At 71.7% G+C, this 24,274-nt stretch carries 20 protein-coding genes; 17 read left to right on the forward strand and 3 right to left on the reverse strand.

Features of this window, described 5'->3' with window-relative positions; translation table 11 throughout:
• Positions 1–3: 3 nt before the first annotated feature.
• From MOV08_RS23295 to nuoN, 13 genes are read left to right on the forward strand one after another with little or no spacing between them, the layout of a single operon-like run.
• On the forward strand, positions 4–594 hold the full coding sequence (locus MOV08_RS23295; RefSeq protein WP_039635212.1) for a NuoB/complex I 20 kDa subunit family protein: 591 nt from the start codon (positions 4–6) through the stop codon (positions 592–594).
• On the forward strand, positions 591–1,349 hold the full coding sequence (locus MOV08_RS23300) for an NADH-quinone oxidoreductase subunit C (RefSeq protein WP_039635214.1): 759 nt from the start codon (positions 591–593) through the stop codon (positions 1,347–1,349). Before MOV08_RS23295 ends, MOV08_RS23300 begins: the two co-directional genes overlap by 4 nt.
• Positions 1,349–2,683: an NADH-quinone oxidoreductase subunit D gene (locus MOV08_RS23305; RefSeq protein WP_039635215.1), complete on the forward strand. Its 1,335-nt coding sequence runs from the start codon at positions 1,349–1,351 to the stop codon at positions 2,681–2,683. Before MOV08_RS23300 ends, MOV08_RS23305 begins: the two co-directional genes overlap by 1 nt.
• On the forward strand, positions 2,680–3,474 hold the full coding sequence (nuoE, locus tag MOV08_RS23310) for an NADH-quinone oxidoreductase subunit NuoE (protein ID WP_420834202.1): 795 nt from the start codon (positions 2,680–2,682) through the stop codon (positions 3,472–3,474). Before MOV08_RS23305 ends, nuoE begins: the two co-directional genes overlap by 4 nt.
• Entirely contained in the window at positions 3,474–4,856 is a 1,383-nt protein-coding gene (nuoF, locus tag MOV08_RS23315) for an NADH-quinone oxidoreductase subunit NuoF (protein ID WP_275308732.1), read from the forward strand. Before nuoE ends, nuoF begins: the two co-directional genes overlap by 1 nt.
• Positions 4,853–7,456, forward strand: coding sequence for an NADH-quinone oxidoreductase subunit G (locus tag MOV08_RS23320; protein WP_275308733.1), 2,604 nt, complete (start codon positions 4,853–4,855; stop codon positions 7,454–7,456). Before nuoF ends, MOV08_RS23320 begins: the two co-directional genes overlap by 4 nt.
• The gene (gene nuoH / locus MOV08_RS23325) at positions 7,453–8,841 is read left to right on the forward strand and encodes an NADH-quinone oxidoreductase subunit NuoH (protein ID WP_039635223.1); all 1,389 of its coding nucleotides are present in this window, start codon (positions 7,453–7,455) and stop codon (positions 8,839–8,841) included. The genes MOV08_RS23320 and nuoH overlap by 4 nt, the downstream gene beginning before the upstream one ends.
• Positions 8,834–9,451 carry an NADH-quinone oxidoreductase subunit NuoI gene (gene nuoI / locus MOV08_RS23330; RefSeq protein ID WP_203232567.1) on the forward strand — a complete coding sequence of 206 codons (618 nt, stop codon included), beginning with the start codon at positions 8,834–8,836 and terminating at the stop codon, positions 9,449–9,451. Before nuoH ends, nuoI begins: the two co-directional genes overlap by 8 nt.
• A complete protein-coding gene (locus MOV08_RS23335) occupies positions 9,448–10,299 on the forward strand; it encodes an NADH-quinone oxidoreductase subunit J (protein WP_039635227.1) in 852 nt (283 codons plus the stop codon). The genes nuoI and MOV08_RS23335 overlap by 4 nt, the downstream gene beginning before the upstream one ends.
• A complete protein-coding gene (gene nuoK, locus MOV08_RS23340) occupies positions 10,296–10,595 on the forward strand; it encodes an NADH-quinone oxidoreductase subunit NuoK (RefSeq protein WP_016573026.1) in 300 nt (99 codons plus the stop codon). The genes MOV08_RS23335 and nuoK overlap by 4 nt, the downstream gene beginning before the upstream one ends.
• 13 nt (positions 10,596–10,608) lie before the next feature.
• Entirely contained in the window at positions 10,609–12,492 is a 1,884-nt protein-coding gene (nuoL, locus tag MOV08_RS23345; protein ID WP_275308734.1) for an NADH-quinone oxidoreductase subunit L, read from the forward strand.
• A 3-nt stretch (positions 12,493–12,495) separates the two neighbouring features.
• Positions 12,496–14,199 carry an NADH-quinone oxidoreductase subunit M gene (locus tag MOV08_RS23350; protein ID WP_039635233.1) on the forward strand — a complete coding sequence of 568 codons (1,704 nt, stop codon included), beginning with the start codon at positions 12,496–12,498 and terminating at the stop codon, positions 14,197–14,199.
• Entirely contained in the window at positions 14,196–15,848 is a 1,653-nt protein-coding gene (gene nuoN, locus MOV08_RS23355) for an NADH-quinone oxidoreductase subunit NuoN (protein ID WP_275308735.1), read from the forward strand. The genes MOV08_RS23350 and nuoN overlap by 4 nt, the downstream gene beginning before the upstream one ends.
• Before the next feature lie 85 nt (positions 15,849–15,933).
• Here the strand turns inward: nuoN and MOV08_RS23360 are convergent, their stop codons facing one another.
• Positions 15,934–16,422, reverse strand: coding sequence for a hypothetical protein (locus tag MOV08_RS23360; protein WP_275308736.1), 489 nt, complete (start codon positions 16,420–16,422; stop codon positions 15,934–15,936).
• A gap of 119 nt (positions 16,423–16,541) precedes the next feature.
• Entirely contained in the window at positions 16,542–17,771 is a 1,230-nt protein-coding gene (fahA, locus tag MOV08_RS23365) for a fumarylacetoacetase (RefSeq protein ID WP_275308737.1), read from the reverse strand.
• Between the two features lie 816 nt (positions 17,772–18,587).
• On the opposite strand from fahA, the gene MOV08_RS23370 reads away from it, so the two are divergent.
• The 4 genes from MOV08_RS23370 (at position 18,588) to MOV08_RS23385 (ending at position 23,083) form a co-directional block, all read left to right on the forward strand.
• Positions 18,588–19,601 (forward strand): polyprenyl synthetase family protein, encoded by a 1,014-nt coding sequence (locus MOV08_RS23370; RefSeq protein ID WP_039635241.1) that lies wholly within the window; start codon positions 18,588–18,590, stop codon positions 19,599–19,601.
• 258 nt (positions 19,602–19,859) lie between these two features.
• On the forward strand, positions 19,860–21,125 hold the full coding sequence (locus MOV08_RS23375; protein ID WP_275308738.1) for a LolA family protein: 1,266 nt from the start codon (positions 19,860–19,862) through the stop codon (positions 21,123–21,125).
• Positions 21,126–21,255: 130 nt separating this feature from the next.
• A complete protein-coding gene (locus tag MOV08_RS23380) occupies positions 21,256–22,275 on the forward strand; it encodes an ABC transporter ATP-binding protein (RefSeq protein ID WP_052286842.1) in 1,020 nt (339 codons plus the stop codon).
• A complete protein-coding gene (locus tag MOV08_RS23385; protein WP_039635246.1) occupies positions 22,262–23,083 on the forward strand; it encodes an ABC transporter permease in 822 nt (273 codons plus the stop codon). Before MOV08_RS23380 ends, MOV08_RS23385 begins: the two co-directional genes overlap by 14 nt.
• Here the strand turns inward: MOV08_RS23385 and rarD are convergent.
• Positions 23,073–24,095 carry an EamA family transporter RarD gene (gene rarD, locus MOV08_RS23390; protein ID WP_275308739.1) on the reverse strand — a complete coding sequence of 341 codons (1,023 nt, stop codon included), beginning with the start codon at positions 24,093–24,095 and terminating at the stop codon, positions 23,073–23,075. The two genes, MOV08_RS23385 and rarD, sit on opposite strands and share 11 nt — an antisense overlap.
• Between the last annotated feature and the right edge of the window lie 179 nt (positions 24,096–24,274).

A 24,274-nucleotide genomic window follows, 5' to 3' on the forward strand; every position in this document is an offset into this window, starting at 1 on the left:
CCCATGGGACTGGAAGAGAAGCTGCCCAGCGGCTTTTTGCTGACCACTGTCGAGCAGGCCGCGGGCTGGGTGCGCAAGTCATCGGTCTTCCCCGCGACCTTCGGGCTGGCCTGCTGCGCCATCGAGATGATGACCACCGGCGCCGGGCGCTACGACCTGGCCCGCTTCGGCATGGAGGTCTTCCGCGGCTCGCCCCGGCAGGCCGACCTGATGATCGTGGCCGGCCGGGTGAGCCAGAAGATGGCGCCGGTGCTGCGGCAGGTCTACGACCAGATGCCGGACCCGAAGTGGGTGATCTCCATGGGGGTTTGCGCCTCCTCGGGCGGCATGTTCAACAACTACGCGATCGTGCAGGGCGTCGACCACATCGTCCCCGTCGACATCTATCTGCCGGGCTGCCCGCCGCGCCCCGAGATGCTCATGGACGCCATCCTCAAGCTCCACAAGAAGATCCAGACCGGCAAGCTCGGCGTCAACGCGGTGCGGGCGGCCCACGAGGAGGAGGCGGCGGCCCTCAAGGCGCTGCCGCTGATCGAGATGGACCGCTCCGCCCGGAAACCCTCCCTGTCGGAGAAGAAGGGGCTGCTGCGGTGAGCGAGCCGACGAACCCCCCGAACCCGGACGCCCCCGAAGAGGCCGTCCCGGCGCAGCGCGCGGACACCGGCGAGGTGATCGGCACCCGCCGCGGGATGTTCGGCGCCGACAACGGCGGGGACACCTCCGGTTACGGCGGGCTGGTCCGCACCGTCCGGCTGCCCGGCGCCAGCACCCGGCCCTACGGCGGACCGGCCGGCGCCGGGGAGGGCTACGGCACGTTCGACGAGATCGCCGACGAGCTGGAGGGCGCCCTCGACGAACAGGGCCTGGTCCCCGAGAACGTCATCGAGAAGACCGTGGTGGACCGCGGCGAGGTCACCTTCCACGTCCAGCGGCAGTACCTGCCGGCCGTCGCCCGGACCCTGCGCGACGACCCCGCGCTCCGCTTCGAGCTGTGCACCGGCGTCAGCGGCGTCCACTACCCCGGCGACAAGGGCCGTGAGCTGCACGCCGTCTACCACCTGCGGTCGATCACCCACAACCGGCTGATCCGGCTGGAGGTCACCGCCCCCGACGCCGACCCGCACCTGCCGTCGATCGTCGAGATCTACCCGACCAACGACTGGCACGAGCGCGAGACCTACGACTTCTTCGGCCTGATCTTCGACGGGCACCCCGCGCTCACGCGGATCATGATGCCGGACGACTGGCAGGGCTTCCCGCAGCGCAAGGACTACCCCCTCGGCGGCATCCCCGTCGAGTACAAGGGCGCGCAGATCCCTGCTCCCGACCAGCGGAGGTCGTACACCTGATGAGCACTCCCAGCGAGGCGTCCCGCGCATCCGTCCGCGAGACCACCGAGGGCCCCGTCTACACCGTCACCGGTGGCGACTGGGACGAGATCGCCGCGGCCGCCGCGAAGTCCGACGACGAGCGGATCATCGTCAACATGGGGCCGCAGCACCCCTCCACCCACGGCGTGCTCCGGCTGATCCTGGAGATCGACGGCGAGACCGTCACCGAGGCCCGCTGCGGCATCGGCTACCTGCACACCGGCATCGAGAAGAACCTCGAATTCCGGACCTGGACGCAGGGCACCACCTTCGTGACGCGGATGGACTACCTCACGCCGTTCTTCAACGAAACGGCGTACTGCCTGGCCGTGGAGAAGCTGCTCGGCATCACCGACGACGTCCCGGACCGGGCCACCGCGATCCGCGTGCTGCTGATGGAGCTCAACCGGCTCTCCTCCCACCTGGTGTGCATCGCCACCGGCGGCATGGAGCTGGGCGCCACCACGATCATGATCTACGGCTTCCGCGACCGGGAGCTGATCCTCGACATCTACGAGCTGATCACCGGTCTGCGGATGAACCACGCCTACATCCGCCCCGGCGGCCTCGCCCAGGACCTGCCGCCCGGCGCCGTCGACCAGGTCCGCGCCTTCGTCAAGAAGATGCGCAGGAACATGGCCGAGTACGACAAGCTCGCCACCGGCAACCCGGTCTTCAAGGCGCGCATGGAGGACGTCGGCTACCTCGACCTGGCCGGCTGCATGGCCACCGGGGCCACCGGGCCCATCGTCCGCTCCGCCGGACTGCCCCATGACCTGCGCAAGGCACAGCCGTACTGTGGATACGAGACCTACGACTTCGAGGTGCCGACAGCCGACACCTGCGATGCCTACGGCCGGTTCCTGATCCGGCTGGAGGAGATGCGCCAGTCGCTGAGGATCGTCGAACAGTGCCTGGACCGGCTGGAGCCGGGGCCGGTGATGGTCGCCGACAAGAAGATCGCCTGGCCCGCCCAGTTGGCGCTCGGCCCCGACGGCCTCGGCAATTCCCTCGACCACATCAAGAAGATCATGGGCACCTCGATGGAGGCCCTGATCCACCACTTCAAGCTGGTGACGGAGGGCTTCCGGGTCCCGCCAGGACAGGCGTACGCCGCCGTCGAGTCGCCCAAGGGCGAGCTGGGCGTGCACGTGGTCAGCGACGGCGGCACCCGGCCCTACCGGGTGCACTTCCGCGACCCGTCCTTCACCAACCTGCAGGCCATGGCAGCGATGTGTGAAGGCGGCCAGGTCGCCGACGTCATCGTCGCCGTCGCGTCCATCGACCCCGTGATGGGAGGCGTCGACCGGTGAACGCCACTCCGGCACCCAAGGACGTCCAGCTGGGGATGCCCCGGCTTCCGGCACCCGACTACCCGGCCGACGTCAAGGCCCGGCTCGCCGCGGACGCCGAGGAGGTGATCGCGCGCTACCCCGACTCCCGCTCGGCGCTGCTGCCGCTGCTCCACCTCGTCCAGGCCGAGGACGGCTACGTCACCCGCACCGGCATCCGCTTCTGCGCCGAACAGCTGGGGCTGACCACCGCCGAGGTCACCGCCGTCTCGACCTTCTACTCCATGTACCGCCGCAAGCCCGGCGGCGACTACCAGGTCGGGGTCTGCACCAACACCCTGTGCGCGGTGATGGGCGGCGACGCCATCTTCGAGGAGCTCAAGGAGCACCTCGGCGTCGACAACGGCGGGACCACCGACGACGGCGCGATCACCCTGGAACACATCGAGTGCAACGCCGCCTGCGACTTCGCCCCCGTCGTGATGGTCAACTGGGAGTTCTTCGACAACCAGACCCCCCGCTCCGCCCGGCAGCTCGTCGACGACCTGCGGGCCGGCCGGACCGTCGAACCCACCCGCGGCGCCCCGCTCTGCTCCTTCAAGGAGACCGCCCGGATCCTCGCCGGCTTCCCCGACACCCGGCCCGGCGCCGTCGCGGCGACCGGCGGTGCCGGCCCCGCCTCCCTGGTCGGACTGCGGCTGGCCCGGGGCGAGTCACCGCCCGGTCACGCCGACCACGTCGTCTCGCCGCGCGCCACCGCGGACGGCCCGACCGACGAGGCCGCCGGCCCGACCCACGAGGAGGGGGAGTGATGACCGTGGCAGCCGAGTTCGGCGGGGCCTCCCGGCCGCACGCCGGAGGACCGACCAGTCCGGAGAAGGTCCTCGCCCCCGTCCTCTCCGCCTTCTGGGACGCCCCCGAGTCCTGGACCCTGGAGACGTATCTGCGTCACGAGGGCTACCAAGGCGCACGCAAGGCCCTCGCGATGGCCCCGGACGACGTCATCGCCTACGTCAAGGACTCCGGGCTCCGCGGCCGTGGCGGCGCCGGCTTCCCGACCGGGATGAAATGGCAGTTCATCCCGCAGGGCGACGGCAAACCGCACTATCTCGTTGTCAACGCCGACGAGTCGGAGCCCGGGACCTGCAAGGACATCCCGCTCCTCTTCGCCAACCCGCATGCCCTCATCGAGGGGATCGTGATCGCCTGTCACGCGATCCGGTCGAACCGTGCCTTCATCTATCTGCGCGGCGAGGTCGTGCCCGTCCTGCGCCGGCTGCACGAGGCCGTGCGCGAGGCGTACGCGGCGGGCTACCTCGGCAAGGACGTCCTCGGCTCGGGCCTCGACCTGGACGTCACGGTGCACGCGGGCGCCGGCGCGTACATCTGCGGTGAGGAAACCGCGCTGCTGGACTCCCTGGAGGGCCGTCGCGGCCAACCCCGTCTGCGTCCCCCCTTCCCCGCGGTGGCCGGCCTCTACGCCTGCCCCACTGTGGTGAACAACGTCGAATCCATCGCTTCGGTTCCCGCGATCCTCAACAAGGGCAAGGACTGGTTCAGGACGATGGGCAGCGAGAAGTCCCCGGGCTTCACGCTCTACTCGCTCAGTGGCCACGTCGCCAACCCCGGCCAGTACGAAGGCCCGTTGGGGATCACGCTGCGCCAGCTGCTCGACATCAGCGGCGGCATGCGCCCGGGGCACCGGCTGAAGTTCTGGACGCCGGGCGGCTCCTCGACCCCGATGTTCACCGAGGAGCACCTCGACGTCCCGCTCGACTACGAGGGCGTCGGCGCGGCCGGCTCGATGCTCGGCACCAAGGCGCTGCAGTGCTTCGACGAGACCACCTGCGTCGTCCGCGCGGTCACCCGCTGGACCGAGTTCTACGCCCACGAGTCCTGCGGCAAGTGCACCCCGTGCCGTGAAGGGACGTACTGGCTGGTGCAGTTGCTCCGCGACATCGAGGCCGGCAAGGGCCGACTCGAAGACCTCGACAAGCTCGGCGACATCGCCGACAACATCAACGGCAAGTCCTTCTGCGCCCTCGGCGACGGCGCCGCCTCGCCGATCTTCTCCTCGCTCCAGTACTTCCGCGCGGAGTACGAGGAGCACGTCACCGGCAAGGGCTGTCCCTTCGACCCCGCCAAGTCGACCCTCTGGGCCGACAACGACGCTCACCTGGGGGTGAACGCATGACCGTACTGCAGTCCAACAGCGGCTCCACCGCGGGCCGACGCCCCGACGGGGGCGGTGCGGCGGCGGTGCCACCGGAGGACCTCGTCACCCTGACGATCGACGGCATCGAGATCTCCGTCCCCAAGGGGACGCTGGTCATCCGGGCCGCCGAACTCCTCGGCATCGAGATCCCGCGCTTCTGCGACCACCCGCTGCTGGACCCTGCGGGCGCCTGCCGGCAGTGCATCGTCGAGGTCGAGGGCCAGCGCAAGCCGATGGCCTCCTGCACCATCACCTGCACCGACGGGATGGTGGTCCGCACCCAGCTGACCTCCCCGGTGGCCGAGAAGGCGCAGCGCGGCGTGATGGAGCTGCTGCTGATCAACCACCCGCTGGACTGCCCGATCTGCGACAAGGGCGGCGAGTGCCCGCTGCAGAACCAGGCGATGCAGGTCGGCGACCCCGACACCCGCTTCGAGGGCAAGAAGCGCACCTACGAGAAGCCGGTGCCGATCTCCACGCAGGTGCTGCTGGACCGCGAGCGGTGCGTGCTGTGCGCGCGGTGCACCCGCTTCAGCAACCAGATCGCCGGCGACCCGATGATCGAGCTGATCGAGCGCGGCGCCCTCCAGCAGGTCGGCACCGGTGAGGGCGACCCCTTCGAGTCGTACTTCTCCGGGAACACCATCCAGATCTGCCCGGTGGGCGCGCTCACCTCGGCCGCGTACCGCTTCCGCTCCCGCCCCTTCGACCTGGTCTCCTCCCCGTCGGTGTGCGAGCACTGCGCGGGCGGCTGCGCGACCCGCACCGACCACCGCCGGGGCCGGGTCCTGCGGCGGCTGGCGGCGAACGACCCCGAGGTCAACGAGGAGTGGATCTGCGACAAGGGGCGGTTCGCCTTCCGGTACGCGCAGGCGCGGGACCGGCTGGAGCACCCGCTGGTGCGCAACGCCGAGTCCGGTGAACTGGAGCCGGCGAGCTGGCCGGCGGCGCTGGAGGCCGCGGCCCGCGGCCTGGCCGCCGCCCGGGGCCGCGCCGGCGTCCTGACCGGCGGCCGGCTGACCGTCGAGGACGCCTACGCCTACGCCAAGTTCGCCCGGGTCGCGCTGCACACCAACGACATCGACTTCCGGGCCCGGCCGCACAGCGCCGAGGAGGCCGACTTCCTCGCCGCCCACGTCGCCGGCCGCGGCCGGGACCTCGACGGCGGGGGCGTCACGTACACCGCGCTGGAGCAGGCGCCGGCCGTCCTGTTGGCCGGGATCGAGGCGGAGGAGGAGGCGCCCGGCGTCTTCCTGCGGCTGCGCAAGGCGCACCGCACGCACGGCCAGCGCACCTGGGGGCTGGCCAGCCACGCCACCCGCGGGCTGATCAAGGCCGGCGGGAAGCTGCTGCCGGCGGCGCCCGGCACCGAGACCGAATGGCTGGACGCGCTCGCGGGCGACGAGGCAGCAGGCGCGGAGCGCCTTCCCGGGGAGGGCGGTGGTGGGCGACGGGCGGGCCTGGACGGCGAGGGCCGGGCCGCGGCCGAGGCGCTGCGCGCGGACGGTGCGGTGATCCTCGTCGGCGAGCGGCTGGCGACGGTGCCCGGGGCGCTGACCGCCGCGCTGCGCACCGCCACCGCCACCGGCGCGCACCTGGTGTGGATGCCGCGCCGGGCGGGCGAGCGCGGTGCCGTCGAAGCCGGGGCGCTGCCCGGGCTGCTGCCCGGTGGCCGGCCGGCCACCGACCCGGTGGCCCGGGACGAGGTCGCCGCCGCCTGGGGCGTGGCCACGCTGCCGCACCGGCACGGGCGGGACACCGGCCAGATCGTCGAGGCCGCGGCCACCGGCGAGCTGGCCGCCCTGCTGGTGGCGGGGGTGGAGGTGGCCGATCTGCCCGATCCGGCGCGGGCCCTGGCCGCACTGGACGAGGTCGGCTTCCTGGTCAGCCTGGAGCTGCGGCCCTCGCAGGTCACCGCGCGGGCGGACGTGGTCCTGCCGGTGGCGGCGGTGGTCGAGAAGGCCGGCACCTTCCTCAACTGGGAGGGCCGGGCCCGGTCGTTCGAGGCCGCGCTCAAGCCGGACCAGATGACCCGCCGGCAGCTCCTGCCGGACGCCCGGGTCCTGCAGATGCTCGCCGACGCGATGGCGGGGGTCGAGGGCGGGCCCGCCGCGGGCGCCCTGGACCTGCCGGACGTGCACGCCGTGCGCCGGGAGCTGGACCGGCTCGGTGGTTGGCGCGGCCCGTACGCCGGCGAACCGCGGGAGACGGGCCGGCCGCTGCCCCGCCCGGGCGCCGGCGAGGCCGTACTGGCCGGGCACCGGCTCCTGTTGGACCAGGGGCTGCTCCAGGAGGGCGACGAGGCGCTGGCCGGCACCCGGCACGCCGCGGTCGCCCGCCTGTCGCAGGCCACCGCCCGGGAGACCGGCGTCGCGGACGGGGACCTGCTGGCGGTCACCGGCCCGGCCGGCTCCGTCCGACTGCCGCTCCAGATCACGCGGATGCCCGACCGGGTGGTGTGGCTGCCGCTGAATTCCGTGGGGGGTGGCGTCGCCGCCGACACCGGGGCGCACCCCGGTGAGCTGGTGAAGGTCGCCGCATCCCATACGCCGGCGCCGGCCAAGGAGGTGGACGCATGATGCACCATCCCGGTTTTCCGGTGGCCGCGCTGGCCGCCCAGGAGGACCTGTCGATGTTCGGGCGCGACCCGTGGTGGCTGGTCGTCATCAAGGCGGTGTTCTGCTTCGCGTTCCTGATGCTGACGGTGCTGTTCTCCATCGTCTGGGAGCGCAAGGTCGTCGCCTGGATGCAGCTGCGGATCGGGCCCAACCGGCACGGGCCCTGGGGGATGCTCCAGTCCCTGGCCGACGGCGTCAAGCTGATGCTGAAGGAGGACCTGGTCGTCCGGGGCGCCGACAAGGCGGTGTACATCCTCGCGCCGATCGTGGCGGCGATCCCGGCGTTCATGGCGATCGCGGTGATCCCCTTCGGCCCGGCGGACAACGAGATCTCGATCTTCGGCCACCGCACCCCGATGCAGCTCACCGACCTCCCGATCGGCGTCCTCTACATCCTGGCCACGGCCTCGGTCGGCATCTACGGGATCGTGCTGGCGGGTTGGTCGTCCGGTTCGACGTACCCGCTGCTGGGCGGTCTGCGGTCGTGCGCGCAGATGATCTCCTACGAGATCGCGATGGGCGCGGCGTTCGCGTCGGTCTTCCTCTACTCCGGGTCGATGTCGACGTCGACCATCGTGGAGTCGCAGGCGAACAAGTGGTACGTGCTGCTGCTGCCGGTGTCGTTCCTCATCTACATCGTGACGATGGTGGGGGAGACCAACCGCGCGCCGTTCGACATGCCGGAGTCCGAGGGCGACCTCGTCGGCGGCTTCAACACCGAGTACTCGTCCATCAAGTTCGCGATGTTCATGCTCGCCGAGTACGTCAACATGGTCACCGTCTCGTCGGTCGCGGTCACCCTCTTCCTCGGCGGCTGGCGGGCGCCGTGGCCGATCTCGACGTTCTGGGAGGGCGCGAACCACGGCTGGTGGCCGATGCTCTGGTTCGTCCTCAAGGTGCAGCTGCTGCTGTTCTTCTTCATCTGGCTGCGCGGCACCCTGCCCCGGGTCCGCTACGACCAACTGATGCGGCTGGGCTGGAAGGTCCTCATCCCGGTGTCGATGGTGTGGCTGCTGCTCGTCGCCACCGTCCGGGCGCTGAAGAACGAGGGCTTCGACTTCTCCCAGATCGTGCTGTACGTGGGCGGCGGTGCGGTGGCGCTGCTGCTGATCTCGCTGGTCGTGGACTTCTTCCGGCGCGTCGAGCCGGAGGGCGAGACCGACGGCGACACCTCCTTCGACCCGATGGCCGGTGGCTTCCCGGTGCCACCGCTGCCCGGGCAGAGCCTGCCGCCGGTGCCGCACCGCCGTCCGCGCCGGGGAGACGGAGAGTTGATTGTCAGTGGTCGGGTGGACACTGTGAGTGAGGGCGATGAGAGCGACGGAAAGGGGGGCGACGGTGCCTGAGTTCCAGAACCCGGTGGCCGGCTTCGGCGTGACCTTCAAGGCCATGTTCAAGAAGCGGCTGACCGAGCAGTACCCCGAGGAGAAGAAGCCGACGGCGCCGCGTTTCCACGGCCGGCACCAACTCAACCGGCATCCGGACGGTTTGGAGAAGTGCATCGGCTGCGAGCTGTGCGCCTGGGCCTGCCCGGCGGACGCGATCTATGTCGAGGGCGCGGACAACACCGACGAGGAGCGCTACTCCCCGGGTGAGCGGTACGGCGCCGTCTACCAGATCAACTACCTCCGCTGCATCCTGTGCGGCCTGTGCGTGGAGGCGTGCCCGACCCGCGCGCTCACCATGACCAACGAGTACGAACTCGCCGACCGCTCCCGCGCCTCGCTCATCTACACCAAGGAAGAGCTGCTGGTGGGCCTGTCGGAGGGGATGGTCGACTCGCCGCACGCGATCCACCCGGGCATGACGGAACGGGACTACTACAACGGGCTGGTGACGGAGGCCGCGCCGGGCACGGTCCGGCAGGTCGCGGTCTCCAAGGGCGAACGGCCCAAGGACGCGGCGGTCGAGCGCTCCGAGAAGCAGGACGCCCCGGGCGAGGAGGCGCACGCATGACGGGCCTGGCCGCCGCGGCCTCCTCGGGGGAGGCCGTGCAGTTCTGGATCCTGGGCATCGTCGCCGTGGCCGGCGCGCTGTGCACGATCATGATGAGGCGGGCCGTGCACAGCGCCCTCTCGCTCGCCGGGACCATGATCGTCCTGGCGGTCTTCTATCTGGCCAACGGCGCTTACTTCCTCGGCGTCGTGCAGGTCGTGGTCTACACCGGCGCGATCATGATGCTGTTCCTGTTCGTCGTGATGCTGGTCGGCGTCACCGCCGCGGACTCCCTCAAGGAGACGCTCAAGGGCCAGCGTTGGCTCGCCGCCGGGCTGGGCGTCGGCTTCGGCATCCTGCTGATCGCCGGGATCGGCAACGCCTCGCTCAAGGAGTTCAACGGCCTGGGCGACGCCAACGCCGGCGGCAACGTGCAGGGCCTGGCCGCCCTCATCTTCACCAAGTACGTCTTCGCCTTCGAGATCACCGGTGCGCTGCTGATCACCGCGGTGGTCGGCGCGATGGTGCTCACCCACCGGGAGCGCACCGAGCGCGCCCGGACCCAGCGGGAGCGCTCCGAGGCCCGGATCCGCGAGGGCAGGCAGGTGACGCCGCTCCCCGCCCCGGGCGTCTATGCCCGGCACAACGCGGTCGACATCCCCGGCCTGCTGCCGGACGGTACCCCCTCCGAGCTGACGGTCAGTCCGACGTTGCGCGAGCGCGGCCAGGTCCGGGACGTCTCCGGCCAGTCGCTGGCCGAGCTCAAGGCGCTGGAGCAGCGGTCCGAGGAGTGGCTGGGGCGGGAGTCCGGCCGCCCGGGCAAGAAGCGGCCCGGCCCCGCGGCACCGAAGGAGGAGGCGCAGAAGTGAACCCGGTCTACTACCTCTACCTCGCCGCCCTGCTGTTCACCATCGGCGCGGCCGGCGTGCTGATCAGGCGGAACGCCATCGTGGTGTTCATGTGCATCGAGCTGATGCTGAACGCCTGCAACCTCGCCTTTGTCACCTTCTCGCGGATGCACGGGAATCTGGACGGCCAGATCATCGCCTTCTTCACGATGGTCGTCGCCGCGGCGGAGGTCGTGGTCGGCCTGGCCATCATCGTGTCGATCTTCCGCACCCGTCATTCGGCCTCGGTCGACGACGCCAGCCTGATGAAGCTGTAAGGGGTCGCACAAAGTGGAGAACTTGATCGCGCTGCTTGTCGCGGCACCGCTGGTCGGTGCGGCCCTGCTGTTGTGCGGCGGCAAACGCCTGGACCGCACCGGCCACTGGATCGGTTCGCTCCTGGCGGTGGCCTCGTTCGCCGTCGCGGTGGTGCTCTTCGCCGACATGCTCGGCAAGGGCGCCGAGCACCGGGCGCTGCACCAGCACCTGTTCAGCTGGATCCCGGTCGGCGGATTCCGGGCCGATGTCGCCTTCCAGCTCGACCAGTTGTCGATGACCTTCGTCCTGCTGATCACGGGTGTCGGCTCGCTGATCCACATCTACTCGATCGGCTACATGGAGCACGACGAGCGGCGCCGCCGCTTCTTCGGCTACCTCAACCTCTTCCTGGCGGCGATGCTGCTGCTCGTCCTCGCCGACAACTACCTCCTGCTGTACGTCGGTTGGGAGGGCGTGGGCCTGGCGTCGTACCTGCTCATCGGGTTCTGGCAGCACAAGCCCAGTGCGGCGACCGCCGCGAAGAAGGCGTTCCTGGTCAACCGCGTCGGCGACATGGGCCTGTCCATCGCGATCATGCTGATGTTCACGACGTTCGGCACGTTCGCCTTCGGGCCGGTGTTCGCCGCCGCCGGTGACGCCTCCGAGGGCAGGCTGACCGCCATCGGGCTGGTGCTGCTGCTGGCCGCCTGCGGCAAGTCGGCCCAGGTGCCGCTGCAGTCCTGGCTGGGCGACGCGATGGAGGGCCCGACCCCGGTGTCGGCGCTGATCCACGCCGCCACGATGGTCACCGCCGGGGTGTACCTGATCACCCGCTCCGGGGCGATCTTCAACCTCGCGCCGGACGCGCAGACCGCCGTGGTCGTGGTCGGCGCGGTCACCCTGCTGTTCGGTGCGATCGTCGGTTGCGCCAAGGACGACATCAAGAAGGCGCTGGCCGGTTCGACGATGTCGCAGATCGGCTACATGGTCCTGGCCGCCGGCCTGGGCCCGATCGGCTACGCCTTCGCGATCATGCACCTGGTCACCCACGGCTTCTTCAAGGCGGGGCTCTTCCTCGGCGCCGGTTCCGTGATGCACGGGATGAACGACGAGGTGGACATGCGCCGTTACGGCGGTCTGCGCCGGTACATGCCGGTCACCTTCGTCACCTTCGGGCTCGGCTATCTGGCCATCATCGGCTTCCCCGGGCTGTCCGGCTTCTTCTCCAAGGACAAGATCATCGAGGCGGCGTTCGCCCGCGGCGGCACCGAGGGCTGGATCCTCGGCGGCGCGGCCCTCCTGGGCGCCGCGATCACCGCGTTCTACATGACGCGGGTGATGCTGATGACCTTCTTCGGGGAGAAGCGGTGGGACCCGGAGGAGTTCCACCCGCACGAGTCGCCGAAGGTGATGACGGTCCCGATGATCGTGCTGGCGGTCGGATCGGTCTTCGCGGGCGGGCTGTTCAGCGTGGGCGACGCCTTCGTCCGCTGGCTGGAGCCGGTCACCTCCTTCGCGCACGGCCACTCCCCGGTGAGCGCCGGCGTGGTCACCGCCGCCACGATGGTGGTGCTGGCGATCGGCGTCGGCATCGCCTGGCTGATGTACGGCCGCAAGGAGGTGCCGGCCACCGCCCCGCGCGGTTCGCTGCTGACCCGGGCGGCCCGTCGCGATCTGCTGCAGGACGACTTCAACCACGTCGTGCTGGTGCGCGGCGGCGAGCACCTGACCCGCACGCTGGTCTATCTCGACCACTCCCTGGTGGACGGCGCGGTCAACGGCACGGCGGCCGCGATGGGCGGACTCTCCAGCCGGCTGCGCCAGTTGCAGACCGGCTTCGTCCGCTCGTACGCGGTCCAGATGCTGGGCGGGGCCGCCGTTCTCGTCGCCGCGACCCTGCTGATGAGGGGTGTCTGAGCCATGTCGTTTCCCCTGCTGACGGCGACCGCCGTGGTACCGGCGATCGGTGCGATCGCCACCGCCGCGGTGCCCGCCGCCAAGCGCACCGCCGCCAAGTGGCTGGCGCTGCTGTTCTCGCTGGCCACCCTGGCGCTGGCGGCCGTGATCGCGGTGCGCTTCGACCCCGGTGCCAAGGGCCCGTTCCAGCTCACCGAATCCCACGCCTGGATCCGGGACTTCGGGGTGCGCTACGACCTCGGGGTGGACGGCATCGCGGTCGCGCTGATCGCCCTGACCGCGCTGCTGATCCCGTTCGTCATCCTGGCGGGCTGGCACGACGCCGATCCTTCCCCAAGCTCTCAGCTTCGTTCGAGCAGGGGAGGCCCCAATGAGGGCGCGGAGCCCAACCGCCCCTACAGTTGGCGCCCCACGCAGGGCTTCTTCGCGCTGATCCTGGCCGTCGAGGCGATGGTGGTGCTCTCCTTCGAGGCCACCGACGTCTTCCTCTTCTACATCTTCTTCGAAGCCATGCTGATCCCGATGTACTTCCTCATCGGCGGCTTCGGGGACCGGGCCGGCGGGCGCGGCGAGCAGCAGGCCGCGGCCCAGCGGTCGTACGCCGCGGTGAAGTTCCTGCTCTACAACCTCGTCGGCGGTCTGATCATGCTGGCCGCGGTGATCGGGCTGTACGCCGTCACCGCGCACCAACTGGGCGCCGGCACCTTCTCGCTCCCGCAGATCGTCCAGGCCCGGGCGTCCGGCGCGCTGACCCTCGGCACCGGCACCGAGCGGCTGCTGTTCCTCGGCTTCTTCTTCGCCTTCGCGGTGAAGGCGCCGCTGTGGCCGCTGCACACCTGGCTGCCCAACGCCATGGGCGAGGCGACCTCGCCGGTCGCGGTGCTGATCACCGCGGTGGTCGACAAGGTCGGCACCTTCGCGATGCTGCGCTTCTGCCTCCAGCTCTTCCCGGAGGCCAGCAGCTGGGCCACCCCGGTCATCCTGGTGCTGTCGCTGATCAGCATCGTCTACGGCGCGCTGCTCGCGGTCGGCCAGCGGGACATCAAGCGGCTGATCGCCTACGCCTCGATCTCCCACTTCGGCTTCATCATCCTGGGCATCTTCGCGATGACGTCCCAGGGCCAGGGCGGCGCGACGCTCTACATGGTCAACCACGGCATCTCGACCGCCGCGCTGATGCTGGTGGCCGGTTTCCTGATCAGCCGCCGCGGCTCCCGACTGATCGCGGACTACGGCGGTGTCCAGAAGGTGGCCCCGGTCCTCGCCGGCACCTTCCTCGTCGGCGGCCTGGCCACCCTGTCGCTGCCCGGTCTGGCCCCCTTCATCAGTGAATTCCTGGTCCTGGTCGGCACGTTCAGCCGCTATCCGGTGATCGGGATCATCGCCACCCTCGGCATCGTCCTGGCCGCGCTCTACGTCCTCGTCCTCTACCAGCGGACGATGACCGGCCCGGTGGCCACCGAGGTCCGGGCGATGCCCGACCTGAAGGTGCGGGAGCTGGTGGTGGTCGCGCCGCTGATCGCGCTGCTGCTCTTCCTCGGGGTGTACCCCAAGCCGCTCACCGACCTCGTCAACCCGGCGGTCCAGCACACCCTGTCCGTCGTGGACAAGAAGGACCCCAAGCCCACCGTGCGGGTGGACGCCGTGCCCGGCGGAGGCCGGCACGGCGGGACCGCGCAGACCCAAGACGTGGAGGCCGCGAAGTGAGTTCCGTGGCAAGCGTCCACAGCCTGTGGACGGCGGCGGCCGGGGCGCCGGGCAGGATCCCGGCCCCGCGGATCGAGTACGTCCAGCTGTCGCCGACGCTGATCATCCTCGGTGCCGCGATCGTCGGCGTCCTGATCGAGGCGTTCCTGCCGCGCCGCAGCCGCTACTACGCGCAGGTGCTGCTGTCCGTGGTGGCGCTGGCCGCCGCGTTCGCCGCGGTGATCGGCCTGGCGGCCGGTGGCTTCGGCTCGTCCAAGGCGCACCTCGCCGCGATGGGCGCGATCGCCGTGGACGGCCCCGCGCTGTTCCTCCAGGGCACGATCCTGCTGGTGTCGCTGATCGCGGTCTTCACCTTCGCCGAGCGGCGGCTGGACCCGGTGGCGCACGGCAAGAGAGTGGACTCCTTCGCCGCGCAGGCCGCCGCCGTCCCCGGCGGCGAGGCCGAACAGGCCGCGGTCAAGGCGGGGTTGACCACCACCGAGGTCTTCCCGGTGCTGCTCTTCGCGGTCGGCGGCATGCTGATCTTCCCGTCCGCCAACGACCTGCTGACGCTCTTCATCGCGCTGGAGGTCTTCTCCCTCCCGCTGTACATCCTGTGCGCGCTGGCCCGCCGCCAGCGGCTGCTCTCGCAGGAGTCCGCGGTGAAGTACTTCCTGCTCGGCGCCTTCTCCTCGGCCTTCCTGCTGTTCGGCGTGGCGCTGCTCTACGGCTACGCCGGCACCGTGTCGTACGCCGGGATCGCCGAGGTGATCTCGGACGGCGCCCGGCAGGTCGACCCGGCGCTGGCCGACACGATGGGCAACGACGCGCTGCTGCTGATCGGCGGCGCGCTGGTGCTGATGGGCCTGCTGTTCAAGGTCGGCGCGGTGCCCTTCCACATGTGGACGCCGGACGTCTACCAAGGCGCCCCGACGCCGGTGACGGGCTTCATGGCGGCCGCCACCAAGGTCGCCGCGTTCGGTGCGCTGCTGCGGCTGCTGTACGTCGTCCTGCCCGGCATGCGCTGGGACTGGCGGCCGGTGATGTGGGGCGTGGCGATCCTGACCATGCTGGGCGGCGCGGTGCTGGCCATCACCCAGACCGACATCAAGCGGCTGCTGGCGTACTCCTCCATCGCGCACGCCGGATTCATCCTCGCCGGTGTCATCGCCGCCAGCCAGGACGGCATCTCCTCGGTGCTCTTCTACCTGGCGGCCTACTCCTTCGTCACGCTCGGCGCGTTCGCCGTGGTGACGCTGGTCCGGGACGCCGGCGGCGAGGCCACCCACCTGTCCAAGTGGGCCGGGCTGGGGCGGCGTTCGCCCCTGGTGGCCGCGGTCTTCGCGGTGTTCCTGCTGGCCTTCGCGGGCATCCCGCTGACGTCCGGGTTCGCCGGGAAGTTCGCGGTGTTCAAGGCGGCGGCGGAGAGCGGCGCGGGCTGGCTGGTGGTGGTCGGTGTGATCTCCTCGGCGATCGCGGCGTTCTTCTACATCCGGGTGATCGTGCTGATGTTCTTCAGCGAGCCGAAGGCGGACGGCCCGACGGTCGCGGTGCCCAGCGTCCTGACGTCCACCGCCATCGCGGTCGGCGTCGCGGCCACGCTGGTGCTGGGCCTGGCGCCGCAGTACTTCCTCGATCTGGCCGGGCACGCGGGGATCTTCATCCGCTGACCCGCCCGTCGCGCGCGACCGCCGCCCGGCGCCCCCGAGAGGGGGAGCCGGGCGGCGGCCGTTGTGCGGGAGGACGGGGGCGCGGTCAGCTCTTGGGCACGTCCGGGAGCTTGGGCATGTCCGGGACCTTGATGCTGCCGTCGTCGGTCTTGGTGTACTTCTCGGTCGGGCCGCTCTTCCAGTCGACGGTCAGCGTCTTGCCGTCCGCGCCCGGCTTGAGGGTGCCCATGGTGCGGGTGGTGTCGCCGTCGGTGCACTTGAGGACGGCCATGGTCATCCCGGCCATCTTCTCGACCTTGCCCATGCAGGCGGACTTGTGTCCGTTGCTGAACGCGACGGTGCCCTGGGCGACCACCAGGACCAGCGGGCTGGCCGGCGTGCCGCCCTTCCAGGCGCCCTCGACCGCGGTGGGGTCCGCGGCCTTGCCGTCGCCGCCGCCCGCGGTCGACGGGGCGTCCTGTGGCGCCTTGCTCGGGGTGGTCGCGTCCTTGCCGCTGTCGCCGCTGCTTCCGCAACCGCTGAGCAGCAGTGCGGCGATGGCGGCCGCCCCGGCGAACTGCGCTGCCTTGCGCACGTACGTCTCCTCCGTTGTGGGACAGGTGACGCGAGGCTAGCAGCGGGCCGGGGCGGACGGCGGCCGAGCGGCGCGGGGCGGACGGCGTCCGGCGCCGCCTTGACGGGCCGGGCGGTCGGTCAGGCCGGGCGGCCGGCGGGCAGTTCCGCGGCGGGCAGCACCCGTCCGGTGACCTCGCCGAGCCCGATCCGGGCGCCGTCCGGGCCGGGTGCCCAGGCGGTGAGGGTGATCTCGTCGCCGTCCTGGAGGTAGGGGCCCTTGCCCCGGGTGAGCTCCAGCAGGCAGCCGAGCTGGTCGGGTTCGGGCCCGGAGACGGTGCCGGAGGCGTAGAGGTCGCCGGTGCGCAACGACGCGCCGTTGACGGTCATGTGGGCCAGCTGCTGGGCGGCCGTCCAGTACATCGCGGCGAACGGCGGCCGGGAGATCACCTGGCCGTTGAGCCGCACCTCGATGCGCAGGTCGAGGCCGCCCGGCTCGGTGGCGGCGTCGTCCAGGTACGGCAGCGGTGCCACGTCCCGGGCGGGCGGCGCCGTCCGGGACGCGTCGAAGGCGTCCAGCGGGGTGATCCAGGCCGAGACGGAGGTCGCGAAGGACTTGCCGAGGAACGGGCCGAGCGGCACGTACTCCCACGCCTGGATGTCGCGCGCGGACCAGTCGTTGACCAGGCAGACGCCGAAGACGTGCTCCCGGAAGGCGTCCAGGCCCACCGGCGCGTGCAGCGCGGAGGGTGTGCCGACGACGAAGCCGACCTCGGCCTCGATGTCCAGGCGAGTGGACGGGCCGAAGACCGGCGCGGGATCGGCCGGGGCCTTGCGCTGGCCGTGCGGTCGCACCACGGGGGTGCCGGAGACCACGACGGTGCCGGCCCGGCCGTGGTAACCGATCGGCAGGTGCTTCCAGTTGGGCGGCAGCGCGGCGCCGTCGGGGCGGAAGATCCGGCCGACGTTGGTGGCGTGGTGCTCGCTGGAGTAGAAGTCGACGTAGTCGGCGACCTCGAAGGGCAGACGCAGGGTGACGTCGTCGAGCGGGCGCAGCAGCGGGGCCACCGCGGTGCGGTGCGCGGGGTCGGTCAGCGCGGCGCGGACGGCCGCGTGGACCGCCTGCCAGACGGGACGGCCGGCGGCCAGCAGGGGGTTGAGGGAGGCGGCGGTGAGCAGGGCGGCGTGCGGTGCGGGGACGGTGCCGGGCAGGGCGTCCGGCAGGGCGGCCAGGTCGAGGACGTGGCGGCCGTAGCGGACGCCGAGCCGGCGCAGGTCGGGCGCGTCGGCGGTGCTGAACACGCCGTAGGGGAGGGTGTGCGGGCCGAAGGGGTCACCTTCGGGCAGGTCGAACGGGCTCTGCACGGGCATGGACACTGCTCCTCGCGTTCGTCGTCGCCGGTGGGCGGCCGGCCGGGGGCTCCCCGCGCGAACCGGGTGGAGAGCGGGGACGGGCGCCCCGTGGGCCGGTGGGTCCGTCGATCAGGGTACGACCGGTGGCGATCAACGGGGCGGCCCGCGGCCGGGAACGGACGGTCGCGGGCCGGGAAGCGCCGGGAAGCGCCGGGAAGCGGCGGGCGGGCCGGTAGGACGGGGCGCGCCGGGTCGCCGAAGAGGGGAAATACCTTGCCGCACCACGCAGTTCAGGCTTGCGGGGGTTTGTTGGGTTTGTTGGGTTTGCAGGGCTAGTGGAGGTCTCCTCTGCCTCCTCTGCCTCCTCTGCCTCCTCTGTCTTCTCTGCCTTCTCCGGCTTCCGGGGCCTGCGGTCGAAGGGGGCGGCGCGGGGCGGAGGTGGCTCCCGGACTCGGAAGGGGAGTCCGGGGCCCAGAAGGGGAGTCCGGGGCCCGGAACGGGAGTAGCTCCCTCCGCTTGCTACTGGAGAGAGTGAACGGCGCGGCCCGCCCGACGGCGCGTGGCGGCCTCCACCGGGGGCGGTTCGCCCGATACTGCTGTGACATCAGAGGCTCTTGAGGCACCTCACGCCCCTGCCGCCCCATTTCTCCCGGAGAAATGCCGCATCGGGCGGTGGATCAAGAACGTGCCTTCGGGACGGCTTCTGTGCTGGCCGAGTGGTTCGGGGGGGCGGGCGCTCGTGGTGATCCAACCGTGACCGGATACGCTGGCCAATGGTGGAGACAGCGACAGATCGACATTCAGTTTGATCGTCAGCAGACAGGAGTATCCCTCGTGACCGTCGTCGGGCCCATTGGGCTGAGCGTGCGGGACAAGGCTCTCGAAGCCGATGTCCAGGCCGGATTGGCGGCTGTCGAGGAGGGCCTGCTGGAGGCCACCAAGAGCGACGTGCCGTTCATCACCGAGGCCGCACAGCACCTGGTGCGCGCCGGGGGCAAGCGGTTCCGGCCCCTGCTGGCGATGCTGGCCGCCCAGTTCGGCGACCCCTTCAGCCCCGGTGTGGTCCCCGCGGCCGTCGTCGTGGAGCTGACGCACCTGGCGACGCTCTACCACGACGACGTGATGGACGAGGCCGAGGTGCGCCGCGGAGTGGCCAGCGCCAACGCCCGCTGGGGCAACTCCGTCGCGGTGCTGACCGGCGACTTCCTCTTCTCCCGCGCCTCGCACATCCTCGCCGACCTCGGCCCGGAGGCGGTCCGGATCCAGGCCCAGGCGTTCGAGCGCCTGGTGACCGGCCAGATCCTGGAGACCGCGGGGCCGCGCGACGGCCGCGACCCGGTCGAGCACTACCTCGACGTCATCGCGGGCAAGACCGGCTCGCTGATCGCGGTCGCTGGCCGCTTCGGCGCGATGATGTCCGGCGCCGACGAGACCACCGTCAACATCCTGACCCAGTACGGCGAGCGGCTGGGCACCGCCTTCCAGCTGGCCGACGACGTCCTGGACATCGCCAGCGACTCCCACGAGTCCGGCAAGACCCCCGGCACGGACCTGCGCGAGGGCATCCCGACGCTGCCGGTACTGCGGCTGCGGGAGCTCGCCGAGAGCAGCGCCGGCACCGCCGAGGACCGCGCCCTGTGCGAGCTGCTGGCCGGCGACCTCACCGACGACGCCCGGCACGCCGAGGCGCTGGCCGGGCTGCGCGCCCACCCGGCGCTGGAGCAGGCCCGCCGGGACACCGTGCGCTACGCCGAGGACGCCCGCGCGACGCTGGCGCCGCTGCCGGAGTGCATGGCGAAGACGGCCCTGGAAGAGCTGTGCGACACGGTGGTGCACCGCGCGGGCTGAGCCCGACGGCAGCCGCCGACGCGGCGTCCCCTAGGGCCTGTCCCCGGGACGATGCGACCGGCGGCGTACGAGGCCGGGTTGTTCGTGGCCGGGTGTCATCCCTCAGCAGTACGTGGAGTTGGCCCTGAGGGTTGACGCCGGGATCCGCGGTTTTTGGTGGGATGGAGAACACCACGAAGCGGCGGGGCGGGCCATCATGGTCCGGCGGGTGGACGAGTGGACGACACAGCACCGCCGCACACGACGGAGGTAGGCCAGATGCCACGGAACGAACCGACTGAGGTCACCGGGGAATGGGACGGGGAGCGCTCCTCGAAGCGCCGTAAGGCGATGCGGTACGCCGTACCGGTCGCGGTGGCGGGGGTGACGGCCGCGACGATCGGGCTGGTCCCGGCGTTCGCCGGATCCGGTTCTCCGGACCTGCCGAAGATCTCCGCCCAGGACCTGATAGCGAAGATCGCCAAGTCCGATGTCCAGCAGCTGTCCGGCACGGTCCAGGTCACCACGGACCTCGGCCTGCCCGCCCTGCCGGCCGGTATGGGCGCCGGCGGCTTCGGCGGCGGGCAGGGCCGGGACGGCGCGGGCGGTGCCGCCTCGCCGCAGAGCAAGCTGACCGAGCTGGCCTCGGGCACGCACACCCTGCGGGTCGCCGTCGACGGCCCCGACAAGCAGCGGGTGTCGATCGTCGGCAATTCCGCCGACTACACCCTCGTCCACAACGGCAAGGACGTCTGGGCGTACGACAGCGGCAGCAACAGCGCCGTGCACCACACCGCCCCCCGGGACGCCCACCACGGTGCGCACCGCGGCGCCCCCGAGGGCCTCCCCAAGGGCCTGCAGAACGCCACCCCGCAGGACCTGGCCAAGGAGGCCCTGAAGGCTGCCGGGGACACCACCTCGGTGACGGTCGGCGACACCGCCAAGGTCGCCGGGCGGGACGCCTACCAGCTCGTCATCAAGCCCAAGCAGGCCGCCTCAACGGTCGGCTCGATCCGCGTCGCGGTGGACGCCGCCAACGGCGTCCCGCTGAAGTTCACCCTCACCCCCAAGAGCGGTGGCCCGGCCGCGATCGACGTCGGCTACACCCGCGTCGACTTCGCCCGCCCGGCCGCGGACACCTTCGCCTTCACCCCGCCCAAGGGCGCCAAGGTGGTCAACGGCGACCGGGCCGCGGAGCAGGCCGCCCGCGAGCACGGGAAGGAGCTCAAGGGCCTCAAGGACCACAAGGGCCTCGACGGCCGCAAGGGTCCGAAGGGCGGCGGCTTCCAGGTCGTCGGCAAGGGCTGGACGTCCATCGCCACGCTCAAGACCCCCGCCGGGCCCGGCGGCAAGGACCAGCTCGCCAAGGGCGACGCCGGCAAGTTCCTGGACAGCCTGGGCAGCAAGGTGACCGGCTCCTTCGGCTCCGGCCACCTCTTCAGCACCCGCCTGGTCAACGCCCTGATGACCGACGACGGCACGGTCTACGTCGGCGCCGTCGACAAGCAGGCCCTGATAGCCGCGGCCGACGCCGCGAAGAAGTAGGGGGCCCACGGCGGCGGCCGGGCCGCGCCGCACCTCCCGACGGGGGGAGCGGCGCGGCCCGTACGCGGTCCGCGCGCCCCGCCGCACGGCCCCGAGGGGCCGCCGTACGCCAGGAGTTGGGGGGGAGACCGTGCCAGCACCACCCGCCGCGGACCAGGGGCGCGCGGCGCCGGACGCCGAGCACCGGGTGATCGAGACCCGGGGGCTGACCAAGACCTACCGAGGCGGCCGGCCCGCCGTCGACGGGCTGGACCTCGCCGTGCCGCGCGGCAGCGTCTTCGGCTTCCTCGGCCCCAACGGCTCGGGCAAGACCACCACCATCCGGATGCTGATGGGCCTGATCGAGCCGACCGCCGGCACCGCCCGGGTGCTCGGCCGGCCGATGCCCGGCGCGGTCCGCCAGGTGCTCCCCCGGGTCGGCGCGCTCATCGAGGGCCCGGCGCTCTACGGCTTCCTCAGCGGGCGGGACAACCTGCGGCGGTTCGACGCCGCCGACCCGGCCGCCGATCCCCGCACCCGCAGCGAGCGGGTCGGTCGGGCGCTGGACCGGGTGGGCCTGGCCGCCGCGGCCGGCAAGAAGGCGCGCGCCTACTCCCTGGGCATGAAGCAGCGCCTGGGGCTGGCCGCCGCCCTGCTCCAGCCCCGCGAGCTGCTGGTGCTGGACGAGCCGACCAACGGCCTGGACCCGCAGGGCATGCGGGAGATCCGCGCCCTGGTGCGGGAGCTGGCGGCGGACGGCACCACCGTCTTCCTCTCCTCCCACCTCCTCGACGAGATCGAGCAGGTCTGCACCCACGCCGCGGTGATGGCCCGGGGCCGGCTGGTCACGCAGGGGCCGGTCGCCGGTCTGACCGCGGCGGTCCTCGGCCCGGGCGGCCACGGCCGCCTGGCGGTGACCACGCCCGATCCGGCCGATGCCGTCCGGGTCCTCAAGGAGCACGGCCTGACCGGTCTGCGGGCCGACGGGGACCGGGTCACCGGCGAACTGCCCGAGGCGCCGCCGGACGGCCCGGCGCCCCCGGACCCGGCGGAGCTGAACGCCGCGCTGGTCCGCGCCGGCGTCCGGGTCCGGGCCTTCGGCACCCAACGGCCGTCCCTGGAGGACGCCTTCGTCCGGCTGACCGGGGAGGGATTCGATGTTGCGGGCTGACCTGCTGCGCAGTGAGATCGCCACGACCTTCCGGCGCTGGCGCACACTGGTGCTGCTGGCCGTCCTGGCGGGCGTCCCCGTGCTGGTGGGTGTCGCCGTGCGGATCCAGGCCGGGCGGCACGGCGGGGGCGGCGGCGGTCCGGCGTTCCTCGCCGGGATCGCCGGCAACGGCCTCTTCCTGGTCTTCACCGCCCTCGCGGTGACGCTGCCGGTGTTCCTGCCGATGGCCGTCGGGGTGGTGGCCGGCGACGCCCTCGCCGGCGAGGCGCACACCGGGACGCTGCGCTACCTCCTGGTCGCCCCCGCCGGCCGTACCCGCCTGCTGTGCGCCAAGCTCGTCACGGTCGTGGCGTTCTGCCTGGCGGGCACCCTCGTCGTGGCGCTGTCCGCGCTGGCCACCGGGGCGCTGCTGTTCCCCGTGGGCAAGGTGACGCTGCTCTCGGGGACGTCCATATCCTTCGGCGAGGGGCTGCTGCGGGCGCTGGCCATCGCGGGCGTCGTGGCGCTCTCCCTGCTCGGGGTGGCGGCCCTCGGCCTGTTCGTCTCCACGCTCACCGACAGCGGCGTCGCCGCCATGGCGACGACCGTCGGCCTGGTGCTCACCACCCAGATCCTGGACGGCATACCGCAGCTCCAGGCCATCCAGCCGTACCTCTTCCCGCACTACTGGCTGTCCTTCGCGGACCTGCTCCGCGACCCGGTCTATCTGGACGGGATCCTGCGGAACCTCGGCCTCCAGGCGCTCTACGCGGCGGTGTTCGGCTCGGCGGCCTGGGCGCGGTTCACCACCCGCGACATCACGGCCTGACGGATCCCGGCGCGTCCGGCTCCGGGGCGGTCCGGTCCGCGGCGGCGGGCCCGGCCTGCGCCGCCTGTGTGGCCTGCGCCGCGACCGCTTCGCCGGCCCGCGCGCCCGCGGCGGCCAGCTCGGATCGCGCCCGCCGGGCGGTCCGCAGCGCGTCCCAGGTCAGCACCACCAGTGCCGCCCACACCAGCGCGAAGCCGGCCCAGCGCTCCGGCGGCATCTTTTCGTGGAAGACCGTCAGGCCCAGCAGGAACTGGAAGGTCGGCGCCAGGTACTGGAGCATTCCGACGGTGGTCAGCGGCAGCCGCACCGCCGAGGCGCCGAAGCAGATCAGCGGTACCGCGGTCGCGATCCCGCACCCCGCGAGCAGCAGCGCCTGCCCCGTCCCGCCGGTGACGAAGGAGGACTCGCCGTGCACCCCGAGGTAGATCAGGAAGCCCAGCGCCGGCAGCGCCTGGAGGGCGGTCTCGGCGCTGAAGCCCTCGATCCCGTCGAGCTTGATGCCCTTCTTCACCAGCCCGTACGTCGCGAAGGACAGGGCCAGGCCGAGCGCGATCCAGGGCATCCGGCCGTAGGCGATGGTCATCACCACGACGGCGACGGCGCCGATGCCCACCGCGGCCCACTGCAGCGGCCGCAGCCGCTCGCGCAGCACCAGCACCCCGAAAGCGATGCTCACCAGCGGGTTGATGAAGTATCCGAGCGAGGCTTCGAGGACGTGCCCGGCGTTGACCGCCCAGATGTAGAGGTACCAGTTCAGCGAGATCACCACGGCGCAGACCAGGACCAGCCCGAGCCTCTTGGGCTGCCGCAGCAGCGGGCGTATCCAGGACCAGCGGCGCAGCGCGGCCAGGATGACCAGGGCGACCGGCAGCGACCACAGCATCCGGTGGGCGAGGATCTCGGACGGCGCGGCGGCGCCCAACAGGTGCCAGTAGAGCGGCAGCAGACCCCACATGGTGTAGGCGGCGAGGCCGTATGCGAGGCCGGCTCGCTGGTCGGTTCGAGGCGGCAAGGGGCCCTCCTGGTCGTGCGTGGTCGATGCTGTGCAAGGTAGCGCCGTCCGCCGCTCCTGTCATGTCCGTTTCGTAAGACGGTCATGACAGGAGTGTGAAGGGTCCGGAACGCACGCGCGGGTGCCCGCGGAGAACGCCGCAAGGCGCTCCCCACGGACACCCGCGGGAGGGTCCGGCC

The organism is Streptomyces yunnanensis (assembly GCF_029011865.1).
GTDB lineage: Bacteria > Actinomycetota > Actinomycetes > Streptomycetales > Streptomycetaceae > Streptomyces > Streptomyces yunnanensis.